Here is an 18,666-nt window from a genome sequence, read left to right on the forward strand (position 1 = left end):
CGCCCGGTGCCTCGGCTAAGGTCGGGGCACGCCCCCGCCCTCGTCACCGGCGCCGCGCGCGCCGACAGCATCGCGGCGGAGATCGTGCCGCGCCTGCGTCGGAGCGGCTGGACCGTCGTCACCAGCGATCTGCGCGACGCCGACGTCCCGGCGGATCTGTCGACCGCGGACGGCCCCGAGTCCCTCATCGCCGAGGTCGTGCGCGAACACGGAACGATCTCGGCACTCGTGCTGAGTCACGCCCACGACGTGGAGTCGGGGATCCTCGACACGACAGCGGAGAGCTTCGACCGGCACGTCGCCGTCAACGCCCGTGCCGCCCTGCTGTTGATCGCCGCGTTCGCGCGCCAGGCCGGCGCCGACGGCGGCGCGATCTTCGCCCTCACCAGCGACCACGTGACCGGGAATCTCCCCTACGGAGCCTCCAAGGGAGCGCTCGACCGCATCGTCATCTCGGCGGCGCGCGAGCTCGGACCCCGCGGGATCTCCGCGAACGTTCTGGACCCGGGGCCGATCGACACGGGATGGATGGACGACGGGATCCGCGCGCATCTGGCGGGCCTCACCCCGCAGGGTCGCCTCGGCCGCCCGGCCGATGTCGCCGCCCTTGTGGACTTCCTGCTCTCCTCTGAGGGGCGCTGGGTCTCCGGCCAGCTGGTCAAGTCCGACGGCGCGTTCTCCGCCGAGTTCTGAAGCGGAGCCTCCTCCCCGCGGTCGCGCGGGGGCTTCCCGTCAGTGCGCCGAAACGAAGGCGGCGTAACGGCGCAGCGCCGCGGCGACGGCCGCGGGATCGGGCGTCGGCTCTCCGTCGAACAGCTCCGGGATCGGATCATCCCGGTGCCGTCCCACCGCGGCGGAGTGCGTCCAGACGCCGGCGATGCGCCCCGCGGAGAGCAGACTCGCGCGCACCATCCCGTTCTTCCCGGGGCCGATCAGCGCCATGCTCTGCGCCGACGCGTACGCCGACCGGTCGGCGTAGGAGATGTAGTACTCGTCGAACATCGGCAGGGCGAGTGTCGCCGCATCGTCGGCGCCGCTCGCACGGCGCGGGCGCGGTGCGCCGAGGAACAGGCCCTCCGTCTTCTCGGTCACCCGCGTCCGCGCGCGTTCGGCCGCCTCGCGCGCCACGGTGATCGGCAGACCCGACCACCACGCGAAGTCCTCGACGGTCGCAGGTCCGTGCCCGTCGACGTAGCGGACGAACAGCTCGGCGAGCGGATCCGCCGGTGCCGTCGTCTCGGGGATCCATTCGTCGGCGAGCACGAACAGCTGCTCGCGGGAGACCGCGTCCTCGCGGTGCACGACCGGTCCCTGCACGAGGATCCCCCGCACGTTGAGCGCGTAGATGAGGTGCATGCCGCGCTGCCCCGCCGGATCGACGCCGATCTCGGCGAGGTCGTCGAAGAGCTGGGCCCTGGTGCGCCCTCCGTCGGCGAGCCGCTCGCGGAACGCGGCCTCGACACGGGCGACGAGCGCGGCGTCGATGCCGAGTTGGCGCTGCCGGGTCGCGTCCTGGCGGAGCTGCCGATCGCCCGTGACCGACAGCACCCAGCGCACGTCTTCCGCGGGGAGCACGTGCAGCGTTCCGCGCATGGTGTGGGTGCGCACGAGCTCTCCGCGATCGAAGGCGCGGTCGACGGCGGAGAGGGTCGGCGCGCCCGAGGATCGGATCCCCAGGGCCCACCGCGCGGCGAGGAACTCCTGGCCCTGCACCGCCAGCATGTGGCGCGCCGCCTCGACCGGACCTCGCGCCGGCGCGGTGAGCCGGTGCGAGCGCAGCCGTTCGGCGAGCAGGGCGGTCATGAGGACATGATGCCGTGCGCCTCCGACATCGCGCACCAGGAGCGGCAGGTCCGCGCTGATGCCCGAATCCGATGAGTCCGCTATGACTGCGCTCAAGAGGGCGGATTCTTGGACCACTCTGTCAAACGCCCGGGAACCCTGGACTCATGGCCGCCCTCACCGCACTCGCTCCCGTCTCCGCCCTCGGCGCGCGAGGATCGTCCTCACGGCGCACGACGGCGTGGAACCTGGCCGCCGTCGGGGCGATCTGGGCGACGAGCCTGTTCGTGCTCGCTCTCTGGGTGAGCGGCGCGGGGATCCAGTCCCTCCTCGCGTTCGACGGCGACAGCGCGACGACCCTCGGCCGTCTGACCGGCCTCGTCTCCGCGAACCTCCTCCTCTACCAGGTGCTGCTGATGGCCCGCGTGCCGCTCTTCGAGCATGGCTTCGGCCGGGACGGGATCACGAGACTCCACCGTGTGGTCGGATTCTGGTCGTTCTGGCTGTTACTGGCCCACCTCGTCCTGATCACGGTCGGCTACGCGGCGACCTCGCACACGAACCTGCTCGTGCAGGCGTGGGAGTTCGTCTGGGACTATCCGGGCATGCTGCTGGCCACGGCAGGCACCGCGCTGCTGATCCTGGTCGTCGTGACCTCGATCCGGCGGGCGCGGCGGCGTCTGCGGTACGAGTCCTGGCACCTGCTGCACCTCTACGGCTATCTGGGCGTCGGGCTCGCGATCCCGCACATGCTGTGGACCGGAGCCGACTTCACCGCCTCGCCCGCGGCGACCGTCTACTGGTGGTCGCTGTGGGCCGTCGCCGCCGCGTGCGTGCTGTGGTTCCGGATCGCGGTGCCGCTGATCCGCAGCGCCCGTCACGGACTGCGGGTCGTGGCGGTCGCTCCCGACGGCGTCGACGGGGTGAGCGTGCGCGTCGCCGGTCGCGGGGTCCGTCGGTCGGGCGCGCGCGCGGGGCAGTTCTTCGTGTGGCGTTTCCTCGACGGCCCCGGCTGGACCCGCGGGCACCCGTTCTCGCTGGCGGCCGCGCCCGTCGGCAACGAGCTCGTCCTCTCCGCGCGTCGGGTCGGCGACGGCACCGACCGGCTCGCCGATCTGCGGCCGGGGACGCGGGTGCTCGTCGAGGGGCCCTACGGCCGCATGACCGGCGAGCGCCGCCGCGGCACCCGCCTGCTCATGCTCGGCGCCGGCGCCGGCGTCGCCCCCCTCGTGGCGCTGCTCCAGGCGGAGCCGTATGCGCCGGGAGAGGCCATCCTCGTCACCCGCGACCACACCGTCGCGCACGGTTTGCGGCGCGCGGAGATCGACCGGCTGGCCCTCGAACGCGGACTCGTGCACTACGCCCTTCCCGGCCACCGCGCGGCGACGGGCGGGCCGGAATGGGTCCCTGCGACGCACGCGCGCTGGGACGGCCCCGACCTCCTGCGGCGCATCGCCGGCGACCTCTCCGCGTACGACGTGTACCTGTGCGGGCCGATCCCCTGGATGCGCTCCCTGCAGCGGGACCTCCGCGCCGCAGGCGTCCCGGCCGCGCGCATCCACAGCGAAGCCTTCAGCATCTGAGACCGAGGAGAAGAGAACATGAAGAGGATCGTCTACGCCGTGCTCGCCACGATGACCGGACTCGTGCTGCTGTTCAGCTACCGGACGTCGTTGGACGCGACGGCGCCGGTCGCCGCCGCGAAGAGCCCGTCCACGACCGGGTCTAGCGGAACGGCCTCGTCGTCCGGATCCGGCTCCTCGGGCACCGGCTCGGCCGCCTCCGGAACGTCGTCCTCGGGCTCCTCGACCGACGGATCGACCTCGGCCGGGGGATCCTCGTCCTCCGCCTCGGGCACCGGACTCGCGGACGGCACCTTCACCGGGCAGGCCGTCGACACCCGCTACGGACCTGTCCAGGTGCAGATCACGGTCTCGGGCGGACGGATCGCCGACGTGTCCGTGCCCGAGTACCCCGACTCCGAACGGCGGGATCAGGAGATCAACGCGCAGGCGATCCCCCAGCTCGTCGCCGAGACGAAGGCCGCGCAGTCGGCGCAGATCGACATGGTCTCCGGCGCCACGTTCACTTCGAACGGCTACGCGCAATCGCTGCAGAGCGCGCTCGACCAGGCGAAGGCATGACCGCTCCGCACCGTCACGTCCGCACCGCCGAACTCATGGGGACGGTCGCGAGCGTGCATGTGCTCACGACCTCCCCCTCCGCGAGCGCGGTCGTGCGCCGTGCCATGTCCGGCGCACTCGACGACCTGCACGCGATGGATGCGCTGTTCTCGCCGTTCCGCGCGGACTCGGAGATCTCGTTGCTGCGCGACGGCGGCATGGACGCCGCGCTGGCGGACCCGCTGCTCGCGGACGTGTCGGAGGCGTGCGCGCAGCTGTGCGCCGCGAGCCGAGGGCGCTTCGACGCGTACCGCGACGGCTGGTTCGATCCGACGGGCTACGTCAAGGGATGGGCGGTCGAGCGTGCGACGACCCGCCGCCTCCGCCCCCTGCTCTCCGAGGAGGGCATCGTCGCGGCGGGGCTGTCCGCCGGCGGCGACATGCAGCTGCTGACGGCACCCGGCGAGGACTGGATCTGGCGGGTCGGGATCGCCGACCCGCGCCACCCCGGCGCGGTCCGGGCGACCGTGCCGATCCGCGACGGCGCGGTCGCGACGTCCGGGCCCGCGGAGCGCGGCGCGCACATCGTCGATCCCCGACGGGTCGGCGCGGACGGCCGCTCGCCCCTCCTGTCCCCGCCCAGCGCGACGGTGATCGCCGACCGATTGAGCGATGCGGACGCCTGGGCGACGGTCGCGGTGGTCGCCGGCTTCGACGACCTGACCTGGCTCCGCGACGCGCCCGACTGCTCCGGGATGCTCATCGCGGAGGATGGCCGCGTGCGCCGGTGGACGCACGGCGTCGAGATCGCGCCGGCGCTCTGATCCGCCCGCGCGAGGACGGATCCGCCCTGGCGCGGGCGAGCCCTCGGCTTCACGGACGTGCGTGTGCGGGCAGGCGGAGCAGGAAGACCGTGCCGTCGGAGGAGGTGGTCTCGATGTCCACGCCGCCTCCGTAGCGGAGGGCCACGTCGCGGACCAGCGCGAGACCGAGTCCGAATCCGCGGCGACGACCCGACTCGGGTCCGCGACCGAACCGCGTGAAGATGCGCTCCCGATCCTCGGCGCGGACGCCGGGCCCGCGGTCGGCCACGCGGATGTCGACCATCCCGCCCGCCCCGTTCTGCGCGGAGAGCTCGACGGCACTTCCCGCCGGGGCGTGCTGCACCGCGTTGTCGAGCAGCGCGGTGCACAGTCGGGTCAGGGTGACCGCCGGAACACCGACGACGAGCCCTGGCACGGCTCGGCCGCGCATGACGACGCCCGCCTCCTCGGCAAGGGGACGGATGAGCTCGACCGCCGCGTCGATCGCGGGCGCCGCTTCCGCAGCCTCGGTCGGACCGGCCACCCCGCGGTCCGCCTGTGCGGCGACGAGCAGTTCGGTCAGCACCGCGTCCATCGCGAGGGTGTCCCGGCGCAGGCGTTCGAGGGCGTCGTCGACCGGCTCCCCCCGCGCCAGCCGGCGCTGTGCGATCTGCACGCGGCTCGAGAGCGCCGTCAACGGCGTGCGCAGTTCGTGACTGGCGTCGGCGACGAAATCGCGTTGCGCCTGCAGCGCGCGGGCGAGCGGCGCCACCGCCCGGCGCGCGGCAAACCAGGCGACGAGCCCGAGGAGGACGACACCGAGCACGCCGAGGACGAGCACCCACGGCAGCACGCGATCCACGTCGACCACGACGTGGTCGAGATCGCCGCCCCGGCCCTGGCCGCTCCGACCGCCGCGGCCGTCCCCGTCCGGCCGCGAGGTCGAGAGGATGACCGCGACGAGGATGCCGACCCCGGCGGCGATCACGACCGCCGAGGCGATCCCGATCCACCAGCCGATCTGCCGCGCGGACCGGCGCACGCTCTCCCGATCCGCCGACGCGCTCATGACGGCACCCCGACGCGATAGCCCCGGCCTCGCACGGTCTCGATCATCTCGATCGTCGTCTTGCGCCGGATGTAGTGCACGTAGGTGTCGACGGTGCCCACCCCGTCGGCCGTGGTGAACACCGCGCGCAGGATCTCCGCGCGGCTGAAGACCCGCTCCGGACTCGCGGACAGGAACTCCAGGAACGCCGCCTCGGTCGCGGTCAGTGCGACGCGCAGCCCCTCCGGCGAGTGCAGCGTCCAGGAGTCGGGCACGAACGTCCAGTCGCCGATCTCCCTCCGACGTCCCTCGGCCTGGAAGCCGCGGCGGAGTGCTCGCAGGCGGGCCAGCAGCTCCTCGAAGTCGAACGGTTTGGCGAGGTAGTCGTTCGCGCCCGCGTCGAGACCGTCGACGCGGTCGGCGACCGCGCCGAGCGCGGTGAGCAGAAGCACGGGTGTCGTGATCCGCGCGGTGCGGATCGCTGCGACGAACGCCGTCCCCTCGAGGCCGGGGAGGCGTCGATCGACGACCATCACGTCGTAGCGCTCGGCGAGGGCACGGCGCAGCGCCACGGCGCCGTCCGCCACGTGATCGACCGCGTACGTCTCCGAGAGCACCTCGATCGTCATCTCGGCGATCGAGGCATCGTCCTCGACGTAGAGCAGCCGCGGGCGGGCATCGGACATGGGGCCTCCTCATCCCCGATCCCACCACGGATGCTCCAAGATCACACCCAGAAACGCGCCGTCCGCGGGTGCGGGCGCGGCCCGGATCCGTCTAGCCCCTGAGCCGTCTGTTTGCGCCGAACTGCGGCTTCCGAGGCCGAGAAACCGCAGTTCAGCAGAAATAGACGGAAGGAAGGGGTCGCTCCCGGCCGGTCAGCCGTGCAGCGTGACCTCGCGGCGCACGGGCAGCACGACGGGGTGCGATCCCGCCATGACCTCGAGCACCCGGATGACCTGGCTGGAGTAGCCGAACTCGTTGTCGTACCAGACGTAGAGGATCACGTCGGTGCCGTTCGCGATGGTGGCGAGGCCGTCGACGATCCCGGCGCGGTGCGAGCCGACGAAGTCGGTGGAGACCACCTCGGGCGACTCCACGTAGTCGATCTGCTGGCGCAGCTTCGAGTGCAGCGAGACGCGACGCAGGTAGTCGTTGATCTCCGCCTTCTCCGCCGGACGTTCGAGCGTCAGGTGCAGCACGGCGAGGGACACGTCGGGGGTGGGCACGCGGATCGCGGATCCGGTGAGCTTGCCCGCCAGCTCGGGCAAGGCACGGGCGACGGCCTTGGCCGCGCCCGTCTCGGTGATCACCATGTTCAGCACCGCGGAGCGCCCGCGGCGGTCGCCGGAGTGGAAGTTGTCGATGAGGTTCTGGTCGTTCGTGAACGAGTGCACCGTCTCGACGTGGCCGCGCACGATGCCGTAGGCCTCGTCGACGGCCTTCAGCACCGGGGTGATCGCGTTGGTGGTGCAGGAGGCCGCGGAGAGGATCCGGTCGGACGGCGCGATCGTGTCGTGGTTGATCCCGTGCACGATGTTCTTCAGGTCGCCCTTGCCGGGCGCGGTCAGCAGAACCCGGGCGACACCTGTCGAGAGGAGGTGTCGGCTCAGCCCTGCCTCGTCGCGCCAGCGTCCGGTGTTGTCGACGACGATCGCGTCGTGGATCCCGTAGGCCGTGTAGTCGATCGTCGCGGGGTCGTTCGAGTAGATCACCTGGATCCGGGTGCCGTTCGCGATGAGCTGCGCGTTCTCCTCGTCGACCTCGACCGTGCCCTCGAAGCGGCCGTGCACGGAGTCGCGCAGCAGCAGCGAGGCGCGCTTGACGAGGTCGTTGTCCGATCCCTTGCGCACGACGATCGCGCGCAGGCGGAGACCGCTGCCGCCGCCCGTGTGCGCGATGAGGATGCGGGCGAGCAGACGCCCGATCCGCCCGAAGCCGTAGAGCACGACATCGGTCGGCTCGGTCGGGCCGGTCTCGCCGTCGCCGAGCGCGGGCGCGAGCTCGGCACGGAGGTGCTCCCGGAGGTCGCCGCTATCGCGCGCGCTCTCGACGAGGCGCGCGACGTCGAGCGAGGCGGCCGACGGGCGCAGCTCGCGCAGCGCCTCCAGCACCGCGAGCGTCTCCTCGAGGGCAAGCTCGCCGTGTCCGAGTCCCTCCACCCGCTCATGCACCTCGAGGATCTCGGTCGTGGAGAGTCCGAGGAGGCGATGCCCGTGCAGCGACGTGACGACGTCGCGATCCCGGTTCAGTCCGCCGATGAGCGGGATCATCCGCTCGGCGAGTTCTTCTCTGGCCTTCCAGTCGTCGCGGCGCGCGGCGAAGTCGTTCATCGGGGTCCTTGCAGAGGGTGCGGCCGGGGAGTCCCGGCGCGGATCGGGAGGGCGGATCTGCCCACGTTCCACGCTAGGTGCCGGGAGACGCGACCGGGCGCCACGCGGCGGGGCAAGATCCGCCGTTCTTATGCGCTGGGTAAGGCACCGATCCGGAGGCGCCCCTCCCGTCGTCGGACGGGAGGTCGGCGTGGCGCATTCTTTCGTCTACATTGGTGGAATAATGAAGGACATGCTGCGTAGCGACGAGGCCGACCTGCTCCTCCACGGTGGACGGATCCGCACCGTCGACGCCCGCGACAGCGTCACCGACGCCCTCGCGATCCGCGACGGACGCATCGTCGCCCTCGGCGCCGATGCGCGTCGGCTCCGGGCGGCCGAACACCTCGATCTGGACGGGCGCACCGCGATCCCCGGGATCAACGACGCGCATCTGCACGCGGCGTGGCTCGGTGCCCGCTGGCCGCACCTCTTCTTCTCCGAGGATCCGCACGGCCATCAGCCGCAGGGAGCGCTCGTGCGCACCGCGCAGGAGCGCTCGCACGCCCTGCGCACCGCCTGGGCGCTGCTCGCGGAGCTCGGCATCACGAGTTACACGGAGCCGGGGATCGGCCCCGGGGAGGACGACGGCGAGACCGGCTGCTTCGGCAGCGCGATGATGGACGCCTACCTCGAGCTGCACCGCGGCGGCGCCCGGACGGCGCGGGTGACGCTGCTGCGACTGTTCGGCACGCTGGACGGGGCAGCCGACCTCGCCGCGTTCGAGCGCGGGATCGCCGCGCCGCCACCCCGCACCGATCCCCGTTGGCTGGCGATCACCGGGGTGAAGATCTTCGCCGACGGGATCCCTCCGATGTCGACCGCCTGGGTGAGCGAGCCCTACCCGGACGGCACCGCGGGGGCGCTGCTGACCACCGGGGCGGGGAGCGCGCTCGACGCGTACCGGCGCATGATCGCGACTGCGATCTCCCGCGGCGAGCAGGTCGCCGTGCACGCGACGGGCGACCGGTCGATCGAGGAGTTCCTGCGGGTGTTCGAGGAGCGTGCGCCGCATCCCGACGCCCCGCCGTCGTACGTCGTGCACGGAGACCTCGCCCGACCGGATCAGATCGCGCGCGCCAGGGCGCTCAACGTGGGATTCGCCGTGCAGCCCCTGATCGCGCGGCACACCAGGCAGTGGGCCGAGCTCCAGCTCGGCGCGGAGCGCACCGCGGCCGCATGGCCTCTCGCCGCCATGATCGACGCCGGCGCACTCACGACGATCACGAGCGACGCCCCGATCGCCACGCCGGACTGGCGGGTGTCGTTCGACGCGTCCCTCGCGCTGCTCGGCCGGGACGATGCCGGCGCACGTGCGGCGGTGCTGCGGAGGATGACGCTCGATCCCGCCCGGCAGGACGGTGCGCAGACGTGGAAGGGATCGCTGGAGATCGGCAAGGTCGCGGACCTCGCGATCCTGGACGCCGATCCCGTCGAGCCGGGCCACGACGTCTCCGGCATCGGCGTGGTGCGGACGATCGTCGACGGCCGCACGGTGTTCGAGCGGGATACGGCCCGCGTCGACTGACGGCGGGCGGCGCGTCCGCTGCGCCGCCCGCCGGGCTCAGACCGCGGTGGCGATGAGGACGCGCGGACTCGCCGGCAGTGCGATCTTCTCGCGCACCTCCCAGCCCGCGTCCTCCAGCCACCCGCGCACCTCGGACTCGGGGTAGACGATCGTCCCGTCGATGACGAGGTACTCCCCCGCGTGGAGTGCGTCGATCCCGCGCTGCTCCGCGTCCTCGTCGAGGAAGAAGTCGAGCACGGTGAGCGTGGCGCCCGCGGAGGCAGCGGCCCGCAGGTTGCGGAAGATCTGCGCGTTCTCCTCGGCGGAGAAGCGGTGGATCACGTGGTTGGCGAGGACGAGGTCGTACGCGCCCTCCGGCCGGGTCGTCGCCGTCTCGCCCGTGGCGACCGTGGCACGATCCGCGACTCCGGCCTCCGCCACGGCCTCGGCCACCCCGGCCTCGAACCCGGGGGCATAGAGGAACGTCGTGTGCAGCGCGGGGTTGCGTGCCATCACCTCGAGCGCGAAGCCCGCGGAGAGACCGCCGAAGTCGAGGGCGTTCTCGGCCCCGGACAGATCGACGAGGCGGCCGAACTCCTGGGCGTGCAGGGCGTTGTACGTCATGACCCCGGCCATGAACGTGCCCCAGCGGGCGTCGTCCATCGCGAGCTCACCGGGTTCGGTCGTGTCGACCGTGCGCGGGAACTGCAGCCAGTGCGGGTAGCTGATCTCGCCGAGGAAGGCGAGGAACGGCGCGAGGTCGAGCTGCGCCGACGAGCCGGTGAGGTACGCGGCGGCGTCGGGGGTTAGCGCGTACACCCCGTCCGCGCGGGTGAGCAGGCCCTGTCCGGTCATGGCGTCGGCGAGGATCCGGGCGATCCGCTCGCTCACGCCGGTCGTCGCGGCGAGCGCCGGCACGGTATCGGCACCGTCGGCGATCGCGGCGAAGAGGCCGATGCGGCTCGCCTGGAACAGCTGCTGCGAGGCCATGTAGCCGGTCGCGATGTCGAGGACGCGGGTGGCGTCGGGGGTGGTCGTCATGGGATGCCTTTCATTTGTCTACGTTTGTTGTAAATAAAGCGCGGAGCGCGCCCTGCGGGGGTGGAGCAGGCTCAGTCGCCGAGGAAGCGGTGCACCGCGGCGCGGAGCTCCGGAGAATGCAGCGCGGCGAGGTGGTCCCCCGGCACGCGCTCGACGCGCGCGTCGGGGAGCGCCGCCGCGAGCGCGTCGATGCCCTGCGCCATCGGATCCCCGTCGCCTCCGAGCAGCAGCACGGGCTGTTCGGGCGCCCCGACGGCCGGGTCGAACGGGTCGGACGACAGCCCTTCGATCAGATCCAGGAGCGCACCGGGACGATTGCCCGGGGACGACGCCATCGCGAGGATCATGCCCGTCAGCGGATCCGCGGGCGCCTCACCCCCGGCGACGGCGGCGCGCGCGGCGGGCAGGTCGACGAGGACGAACGGCTCGCTCGGGCTGAGCCCGCCGAGCACGATGCGCCGCACCGCCAGCTCCGGGCGAGTTGCGAGCGCCCATCCGAGCCGCGCGCCCAGCGAATAGCCGACGACGTCGACCGGCCCCGCCCCGACCGCGTCGCGCACGGCCTGCACGATCAGCTCCACGACGCCGGAGGTCGAGAGGACGCCCGCGTCGGGGCTGGCCCCGTGCGCCGGAAGGTCGACGAGCACCCTGGGACGCCCGGGGAACGTCTCCGACCACTCCGCATCGGGCCAGTCGACGAGGGCGGACGACGCGAGGCCGTGCAGGAACACGACGGGGCGACCGGAGCCGGTCGTGCGGGTGACGGACAGGGCGGTCGCGGGTACACCGTTCATCGGGCGCCCTCCTCTCTGCATCGCGCGGAGGCCGCCCCGGGCGGGGTCAGCGCAGCCGCGCCAGGAACCGGTCGATATAGGCCCGGTAGTCGGCGATGCGATCGCCGTCCGGGTACATGAGGTTGATGACGGTCGCGCCCACAGCCGTCGAGATGTACTCGTTCGCGAGCAGACCGAAGTCCTGGTCGCGGATGGCGCCCTCGGCGCGGGCGGCCTCCATCCGTGCCACCAGCGCCGTGCGCCACGCGCGCAGGTGGCCGCGGTAGAGGTCGGCGAGCTGCTCGTTCGACATCGCGTACTCCCAGAGCGCCAGCAGCACCCTGCCCGCGGCGATCTGCTCCGGATCCTGCGGGATCGTCGCCTCCAGGAAGGCGCGCAGCGTCGCCTCCGCACTGCTCTGGGGCGCGCCCGCGTCGAGAACGCCGTCCGAGATCTGCGCCAGGATCGTCTCGAACGTGGCCGCGACGATGCTCTCCTTGCCCGGGAAGTAGTGCTTGAGCGCGCCGTTCGCGAAGCCGGCCTCGGCCGCGATGCTGCGCATGGTCGCTGCCTCGAACCCGCCCTTGAGGATGATCCCCTTGGCGACTTCGACGATCTCGCGGCGACGCTGGTCGTGATCGATGATCTTGGGCATGGATTCCTTCCGGCAGGGCGGCCTGCGGCTCGACGGGTCTCCGGCGGCCGGCCACGGAGGCGCAGGATCGCTGCCTGCTACCGTACCGGGGCATCCGCGACCTCACGCAGAGCGAGCCACTGGGATCGGCGCGCGCGCTGACGGGCCGGGTCGGCGACCGGCGTGGCCAGCCGCAGCCGCTCGGAGTACGGGTGCACCGGGTGACGCGTGACCTGCTCGCCCTCGCCGACCTCCACGATCTCGCCGTGGTACAGCACCGCGACGCGGTGGCAGACCCGATGCACGACCCCGAGATCGTGCGAGACGAACAGATAGGCCACGCCCGTCTCGCGCTGCAGTTCGATGAACAGATCGAGGACCGCGGCCTGGGTCGTGAGGTCGAGCGCGCTCACGGGCTCGTCGCAGACGACGAGCCGCGGGCGGCGCACGAGCGCCCGCGCGATCGCCACCCGCTGGCGCTGCCCGCCGGAGAACTCGCTGGGGTAACGGTCCATCGCCGACTCCGGCAGACGCACGCGGTCGAGCATCTCCCGCACCCGGCGCGTCGCCTCCCTCGCTCCGACGCCGCTCGCGTGCAGGGGCTCCGCCAGGACGTCGCCGATCGTCATGGCAGGGTTGAGGGAGCCGTACGGATCCTGGAACACCACCTGCACGTCCTTCGCGAGCGCACGCCGCTCCGCGCCGCGCAGCGCCGTGATGTCGCGTCTGTCGAAGCGGATCCGACCGCTCGTCGCGGGCGCGAGGCCCAGGATCGCCTTGCCGAGCGTCGACTTGCCCGACCCCGACTCCCCGACGAGCCCCAGGCACTCCCCCGGTGCGATGTCCAGCGAGACGCCGCGCAGCGCACGGAACGCCGACCGCCCTCGGCCGTACTCGACGACGAGAGCGTCGACCTCCAACAGCGCGGTCATGCGCGCACCTCCGTCTTCGCATCGTGTCCGGTCTCCGCGCCGTGCGCGCCAGGACCCTCGTCGCGTCCGCCGGCATCGAGCGCCGCCCTGCCCGGCGCGTCGTCGAGCGATGCGGCGATCAGCTCCCGCGTATAGGGCTGCTGCGGATCGGCGAACAGCGGGTCCACGTCACCCTGCTCGACGATCTCGCCGTCGCGCATGACGATCACGCGGTCGCAGACGTCCGCGACGACGCCGAAGTCGTGCGTCACGATCAGCAGCGCCATGCCGTACTCCTGCTGCAGTTCGCGGAGCAGTTCGAGCACCTCGGCCTGCACGGTCACGTCCAGGGCCGTCGTGGGTTCGTCCGCGATGAGGATCGAGGGCCTCCCGGAGATCGCCCCGGCGATGAGCACCCGCTGCGCCATCCCCCCGGAGACCTGGTGCGGGTAGCTGCGCATCACGCGATCCGGATCCGTGAGGCCCACACGGCGCAGCACCTCGCGCGCCCTGGCCTTCGCCTCGGCGGCGCTCAGGCCGTGCACGCGGCGCAGCGGCTCGACGAGCTGCTGACCGATCGTGTACGAGGGGTCGAGGTTGCTCATCGGCTCCTGCGGGATGTAGCCGAGCTCACGCCCCAGCAGCGCGCGGCGCTCCGCGGCACTCGCCGCCGTCACGTCGCGTCCGGCGATCCGCAGCGCATCGGCTGTGCTCGTGCCGCTCGCGGGGAGCAGGTCGAGCACGGAGAAGACGGTCTGGGACTTACCCGATCCCGACTCGCCGACGATGCCGACCACCTCCCCGGCCGCGACGTCCAGGGTGACGCCGTGCACGACCTCGACCTCGCCGTTCGGCGTCGCGTGGCGGACCCGGAGGTTCTCCACGCGCAGCACCGAGGCCTCGGGGCCGTACCGCACGACACCGGTGGCGGGGGCGGACGCGGTGACGGCCGCCGCGGCCGCGCGACGCCGGCGCACCCGGGGCGTGCGGACCTGGACGAGCTCGGCGAGCGTCGATCCCATGATCGCCAGCACCGCGATCGTCACGCCGAGGGCGGCCGAGGGCCAGAGCAGCATCAGCGGGTAGGTGAGCATCAGACGGAAGCCCTCGAGCATCATCGCGCCCCAGCTCGGCACGTTCGAGTCGCCGATGCCGAGGAACTGCAGACCGGCCTGCATGCCCATCGCGATACCCGCCGTGAGGGCGGTCTGGATGATGACGGGTGCGTAGACGGCGGTGACGACGTGCCGCGAGATGATCCGCAGGTCCGAGAGGCCGGAGACGCGCGCCGCGTCGATGTACGGCTCCTCGCGGACCGCGAGGGTCTGCGACCGCGCGATGCGGAAGTAGCCCGGGACCATGAACACGCCGACCGTGACCATGAGCAGTTCGAAGTTGTTGCGGCTTCCCGCCGCGACCACGAGGAGGATGATCATTCCGGGGATGGACTGGAGCGCGTCGCTGACCCAGGTCGCCGCGCGGTCGAAGGCGCCGCGGAAGTACCCGGCGGCGACGCCGGTCGGGACGCCGATCACGACGGCCGTGACGATCGTGATGAGCGCGCCCCAGAGCGTGATCCTCGTGCCGTAGAGCAGGCGGCTCAGGATGTCTCTCCCGGTCGAGTCGGCGCCGAGCAGGTGCGCGGCCGACGGAGGGGCCTTCGCCGCGGCGAGGTCGACGAAGTTCGGATCCATCGGCGCGAGCAGCGGCGCGAACACGCCGACGAGCACGATGAGCACGAAGACGGCCAGCGGCACGATGCCGCCGGGGTGGCGCAGGAACCGCAGGAGGAGTCCGGAACGGCGGCGGCGCCGGGCGCGCTCGTAGGCGACGCGGATGTCGGTGGTAGTCATGCGACACGCACCTTCGGGTTGATCCAGCCGAGCACGAGATCGAGCAGGAGGTTGATGATCACGACGAACACGATCGACACGACCGTGATACCCAGCAGCATCGGGATATCGCCGTTCTGCGAGGACTGGTTCGTGAGCTGGCCGATGCCGGGGAGGCTGAAGATCTGCTCGACCACGATCGCGCCGCTCAGAAGTCCCACGAACATCAGCGCGATGACCGTGAGCGCGGCGGGAGAGGCGTTGCGCAGGATGTGCAGGTTGACCCTCGTCGCCGAGAGCCCTCTGCTGCGGAGCGTGCGGACCCAGTCCTGCCTGGTCTGGGCGATCACGGCGTTGCGCAGCTGCTCCGAGACGGCCACCACGCCGCCGAGGGCGAGGGAGACGGCGGGCAGGGTGAGCGATCGGATCCACCCCTCGACCGACTGCGCGGGCTGCACGTAGCCGACGGCGGGGAACCACTTCAGCTGCACCGCGAACCACAGCACGAGCACCAGGCTGACCCAGAAGCCGGGCAGGGCGAACAGCACGACCGACACCCCCTTGAGGATCCGGTCGAACCACGTTCCCGGGCGCAGTCCCGTGATCATGCCGAAGGCGATGCCCAGCACGGCCGTGAGGAGCGTGGCGAACGTGACGACGGAGAGCGTCACGGGGACCTTGATCGCGAGCTGCGCGCCCACGGGCTGGAAGTTGCGCCAGGAGGATCCGAAATCGCCCGTGAGCAGGTGCGAGAACCAGTCCCAGAACTGGACGAGCAGCGGGCGGTCGATGCCGATCTTCGTGGCCAGCGCCGCCTGCTGGGCAGGGCTCGCGGTGGTGCCGAGCAGGGCGGCGGTCGGATCCTTGATCGCCAGATGGGCGAGGAAGAACGTCGCAACCGACACCACCACGAGCAGCACGACGCCGGAGAGCAGTCGTTTCGCGGTGAACAGGAGCATGGGAGCCTCTCGGGGTGGCGGTCGTGGAGCGAGCGGTCCGGGACGACACGCGGCGATCCTGGGGGGAGCCGTGTGCCGTCCCGGACGCCGTCGGAGTCCTCGCTCGACGACCGGTCAGGGGGCGGGCGTCAGCCCTTGGTGATGTAGCGCAGGGTCGGGAACATCATCCCGACGATCGGCTGCACGGTGATGCCGGGAACGCTGTAGAAGGTGTTCTTCGCCTGGTACCAGACCGACCACCACGCCTGGTCGACGAGCGCCTTGTTCAGCTCCTTGATCGCCGCCGTCTGGTCGGCGCCCTTGGCTTCCTGCACCTTCGCCACGAGCGGCGCGATCACGGCGTTGCTCGCGTAGTCGGGCGCCGGGTTGAACCACTGCTTGCTCGTGACCTGGCGCTGCACCGTGGCGACGTCGTTAGCGTCCATGGCCAGGAACGAGATGAACATCGGGTAGTTCGGGGCGTTGGTCTGGTAATCGGGCATCTGCATGTTGTCCCACGTGACCTTCACGCCGATCGCGTTCAGCGCCTGCTCGGCGGAGGGCTTCCACATCTCGAAGACCGGGGACATCGGCATGGAGATGCTGAAGCCGTCGGGATAGCCCGCCTGCGAGAGCAGCTCCTTCGCCTTCACGACGTCGTAGGCGTATGTCTTGTTCAGGCCCTTGTCGTTGATGTCGCCGCCGTCCGGGAACACCTGGTTCGTCGCGACGCCCGCGCCGTTGCCGACCGCCTTGAGGATCGCCGCGCCGTCGAAGGCGACGTTCAGCGCCTGCCGGACCTGCACGCTGCCGAGGGGCTTGCTCTTCGCGCCCGTGTGGTCCGTGATGACCAGACCCGCCCAGCCCGAGACCCGGTCGGCGGTGTTCCAGCCCTGCTGGTCGGCCTGGGCCTGGTTGGCGACATCGCCGTACTCGACGTTGATCTGCCCGCTGAGCATCGCGTTGTGCCGCGCCGTGGCGTCCTGAATCGGGAAGATGGCGAGGTTCGAGAAGGCGTACGCCTTGGCGTCCCAGTAGTCCTTCACCTTCGTGAAGTGGTACTCGCTGCCCGCCACGCTCTTGGCCGCGTCGAGCACGTACGGGCCGGATCCGATCGGGTCCTTGCCGAGCGTGCCGGCGGCGATCGCCTTCGGCGACATCACGTAGCTGCGGCCGAGTCCCATGAGGTACAGGATCGTGTCGTCGCGCTGGGTGAGGGTGAGCTCGACGGTGTGGTCGTCCTTCTTCGTGATCGAGGCGACGTTCGTATAGGCCTCGCCGGAGCGGGCGCCGGCCTTGAGGTACTCGAGGCTCTTCACGACCGCGTCCGCGTCGACGGGCGTCCCGTCGGAGAACGTCGTGCCGGTGCGGAGGTCGAAGTCGATGGTCTTGTCGTCGTCGGAGACGGTCCACTTCGTCGCGAGCGCGGGGACGGGCTTGCCGTCCTTGTCGAGGGCGACGAGCGGGTCGTAGACGGCGGACAGGTAGGGTCCGTCGAAGCCGATGTCGGCGAGGGACGGATCCCAGCTGGTCACATCGAGGAAGTTCCCGATGTTCAGGTCGTCCGGGGCGTTCGCGGCGGCGCCGTCGCTCGCCTGGGTTCCGGTCGATCCGCCGCCGGAGCACGCGGTGAGGGCGAGCGTCGCGGCCAGGGCCGTGGCGATCGCGAGAGGCAGTCGTTTCATGGTTCCTTCTCTCGGTGCGGGTTGAGGGGAAGAAGGTTCGAAGAGGCCGCGGCCGCGCTCGGGGAGGAGTCGCTTCGACGTCACTTCGATGTGTCGTGGCGTTTAGTCTACATGCGTAGAAAACGAGTGCAAGACCTTTCGCTCGCCGGATCCGCCGCTCAGGCGCGGAGGCTTGTCGCAGAGCGCGCCAGGGTTGCCGCCACGCGCACGGATCCGCCCGACGCCCCGCGCCGACTCACCAGGCTCCGTCATCGCGCACCCCGTGGTCGACCCTGAGCCCCCGCAGCGCCTCCCGCACCTCGGCGCCACGGTCGGCGACGAGCGCGAGCGCGGCATGGTTCTCCTCGAGCTGGGCGATCCGGGACACCCCGACGAGCACGTTCGCGGTCGCCGGATGCGCGAGGCAGAAGGCCACGCCGAGGGTTGCGGGCGTGACGCCGAACCCCTCGGCGATGCGGGCGACCTCCGGATACAGCGCGAGGATGTGCTCGCGGATCCCGCCGACGTCCGCGCCGATCTTGCGCTGCGGCATCCGCCCGGTCGCGAGGATCCCGCCCTCGAACACGTCGGAGGCCTGCAGCGCGAGCGTCCCCTCCGCGAAAAGCGAGCCGTAGGCGACGCCCTCGGCCATCGCGCGCCGCGCGATGCCGTACTTCAGTTGCGCGAACGACGGCCCGACGAGTCCGGCGTCGGCGGCGGCGTCCAGCGCCGCGCGCGTGTGCTCGATCCGCCAGTTGTTGATCCCCCAGCCTCCGACGAGACCCTCGGCGATGAGCGCGTTCACGTCGGTCACGATCCGCGCGGCGTCGGGCTCGTCCAAGTAGTCGCCGACGACGAGCGTGTCGAAGCGGTCGAGCCCCGCGCGCTCCAGGCTCTCGACGAGCTGGCCACGGAAGGACTGGTTCGGCCAGTCCCAGAGCCAGAGCTTGCCGCACAGCACGATCCGGCTGCGCTCGACCCCACTCGCCCGCAGGGCCTCGCCGAACAGGATGTCGGTGCGGGAGTTCTCCGCATGCGGACCCATGTTGTAGTAGGCGACGTCGAAGAACCCGGCGTCGAGCTCCACGGCGCGGCGGATCATCGCCACGGCGTCGTCGGGGTCCATCCGATCCCAGGTGTTCCACGATCCCAGCGCGAGCGGCGGGACGGCGAGCCCACCGAGGGCGCGGTGCGGAAGCGTCGACGCTGACATGAGTACTCCTTGCTCTGAGGGCGCG

At 71.5% G+C, this 18,666-nt stretch carries 17 protein-coding genes; 5 read left to right on the forward strand and 12 right to left on the reverse strand.

Features of this window, described 5'->3' with window-relative positions; translation table 11 throughout:
- The first annotated feature begins 6 nt into the window (after positions 1-6).
- Positions 7-693: an SDR family oxidoreductase gene (locus tag Q0P88_RS00090; protein WP_295010219.1), complete on the forward strand. Its 687-nt coding sequence runs from the start codon at positions 7-9 to the stop codon at positions 691-693.
- Positions 694-732: 39 nt separating this feature from the next.
- Here Q0P88_RS00090 and Q0P88_RS00095 read toward each other — a convergent pair whose 3' ends face one another.
- Positions 733-1,803 (reverse strand): winged helix DNA-binding domain-containing protein, encoded by a 1,071-nt coding sequence (locus tag Q0P88_RS00095; RefSeq protein ID WP_295010221.1) that lies wholly within the window; start codon positions 1,801-1,803, stop codon positions 733-735.
- Positions 1,804-1,949: 146 nt separating this feature from the next.
- Here Q0P88_RS00095 and Q0P88_RS00100 point away from each other — a divergent pair, with 146 nt between their 5' ends.
- Genes Q0P88_RS00100 through Q0P88_RS00110 form a run of 3 tightly spaced genes read left to right on the forward strand, consistent with a single transcriptional unit; the run spans position 1,950 to position 4,729 of the window.
- Complete coding sequence (locus tag Q0P88_RS00100; protein WP_295010223.1) at positions 1,950-3,365, forward strand: ferredoxin reductase family protein; 1,416 nt, start codon at positions 1,950-1,952, stop codon at positions 3,363-3,365.
- A gap of 18 nt (positions 3,366-3,383) precedes the next feature.
- Positions 3,384-3,926 carry an FMN-binding protein gene (locus Q0P88_RS00105; protein ID WP_295010225.1) on the forward strand — a complete coding sequence of 181 codons (543 nt, stop codon included), beginning with the start codon at positions 3,384-3,386 and terminating at the stop codon, positions 3,924-3,926.
- Complete coding sequence (locus Q0P88_RS00110; RefSeq protein ID WP_295010227.1) at positions 3,923-4,729, forward strand: FAD:protein FMN transferase; 807 nt, start codon at positions 3,923-3,925, stop codon at positions 4,727-4,729. The genes Q0P88_RS00105 and Q0P88_RS00110 overlap by 4 nt, the downstream gene beginning before the upstream one ends.
- Positions 4,730-4,778: 49 nt before the next feature.
- Here the strand turns inward: Q0P88_RS00110 and Q0P88_RS00115 are convergent, their stop codons facing one another.
- The 3 genes from Q0P88_RS00115 to Q0P88_RS00125 all read right to left on the reverse strand — a co-directional run bounded on the left by Q0P88_RS00115 (position 4,779) and on the right by Q0P88_RS00125 (position 8,089).
- A complete protein-coding gene (locus Q0P88_RS00115; RefSeq protein WP_295010229.1) occupies positions 4,779-5,777 on the reverse strand; it encodes a sensor histidine kinase KdpD in 999 nt (332 codons plus the stop codon).
- Positions 5,774-6,442 carry a response regulator transcription factor gene (locus Q0P88_RS00120; protein WP_295010231.1) on the reverse strand — a complete coding sequence of 223 codons (669 nt, stop codon included), beginning with the start codon at positions 6,440-6,442 and terminating at the stop codon, positions 5,774-5,776. Before Q0P88_RS00120 ends, Q0P88_RS00115 begins: the two co-directional genes overlap by 4 nt.
- A 192-nt stretch (positions 6,443-6,634) precedes the next feature.
- Complete coding sequence (locus Q0P88_RS00125; RefSeq protein ID WP_295010233.1) at positions 6,635-8,089, reverse strand: glyceraldehyde-3-phosphate dehydrogenase; 1,455 nt, start codon at positions 8,087-8,089, stop codon at positions 6,635-6,637.
- Between the two features lie 232 nt (positions 8,090-8,321).
- Between Q0P88_RS00125 and Q0P88_RS00130 the strand changes: the two genes are divergently transcribed.
- Entirely contained in the window at positions 8,322-9,656 is a 1,335-nt protein-coding gene (locus Q0P88_RS00130) for an amidohydrolase (RefSeq protein ID WP_295010235.1), read from the forward strand.
- A gap of 36 nt (positions 9,657-9,692) precedes the next feature.
- Here Q0P88_RS00130 and Q0P88_RS00135 read toward each other — a convergent pair whose 3' ends face one another.
- From Q0P88_RS00135 to Q0P88_RS00170, 8 genes are all read right to left on the reverse strand, one after another.
- A complete protein-coding gene (locus tag Q0P88_RS00135; protein WP_295010237.1) occupies positions 9,693-10,676 on the reverse strand; it encodes a methyltransferase dimerization domain-containing protein in 984 nt (327 codons plus the stop codon).
- A gap of 71 nt (positions 10,677-10,747) precedes the next feature.
- Positions 10,748-11,470, reverse strand: coding sequence for an alpha/beta fold hydrolase (locus Q0P88_RS00140; protein WP_295010239.1), 723 nt, complete (start codon positions 11,468-11,470; stop codon positions 10,748-10,750).
- Positions 11,471-11,516: 46 nt separating this feature from the next.
- A complete protein-coding gene (locus tag Q0P88_RS00145; protein ID WP_295010241.1) occupies positions 11,517-12,104 on the reverse strand; it encodes a TetR/AcrR family transcriptional regulator in 588 nt (195 codons plus the stop codon).
- Positions 12,105-12,181: 77 nt separating this feature from the next.
- Positions 12,182-13,015: a dipeptide/oligopeptide/nickel ABC transporter ATP-binding protein gene (locus tag Q0P88_RS00150; protein WP_295010243.1), complete on the reverse strand. Its 834-nt coding sequence runs from the start codon at positions 13,013-13,015 to the stop codon at positions 12,182-12,184.
- Positions 13,012-14,847, reverse strand: coding sequence for a dipeptide/oligopeptide/nickel ABC transporter permease/ATP-binding protein (locus tag Q0P88_RS00155; protein ID WP_295010245.1), 1,836 nt, complete (start codon positions 14,845-14,847; stop codon positions 13,012-13,014). Before Q0P88_RS00155 ends, Q0P88_RS00150 begins: the two co-directional genes overlap by 4 nt.
- The gene (locus Q0P88_RS00160) at positions 14,844-15,785 is read right to left on the reverse strand and encodes an ABC transporter permease (RefSeq protein ID WP_295010247.1); all 942 of its coding nucleotides are present in this window, start codon (positions 15,783-15,785) and stop codon (positions 14,844-14,846) included. The genes Q0P88_RS00155 and Q0P88_RS00160 overlap by 4 nt, the downstream gene beginning before the upstream one ends.
- 128 nt (positions 15,786-15,913) lie before the next feature.
- A complete protein-coding gene (locus Q0P88_RS00165; protein ID WP_295010249.1) occupies positions 15,914-17,449 on the reverse strand; it encodes an ABC transporter substrate-binding protein in 1,536 nt (511 codons plus the stop codon).
- A gap of 235 nt (positions 17,450-17,684) precedes the next feature.
- Entirely contained in the window at positions 17,685-18,641 is a 957-nt protein-coding gene (locus Q0P88_RS00170; RefSeq protein ID WP_295010251.1) for an aldo/keto reductase, read from the reverse strand.
- Between the last annotated feature and the right edge of the window lie 25 nt (positions 18,642-18,666).

This window comes from uncultured Microbacterium sp., assembly GCF_945952435.1.
Taxonomy (GTDB): Bacteria; Actinomycetota; Actinomycetes; order Actinomycetales; family Microbacteriaceae; genus Microbacterium.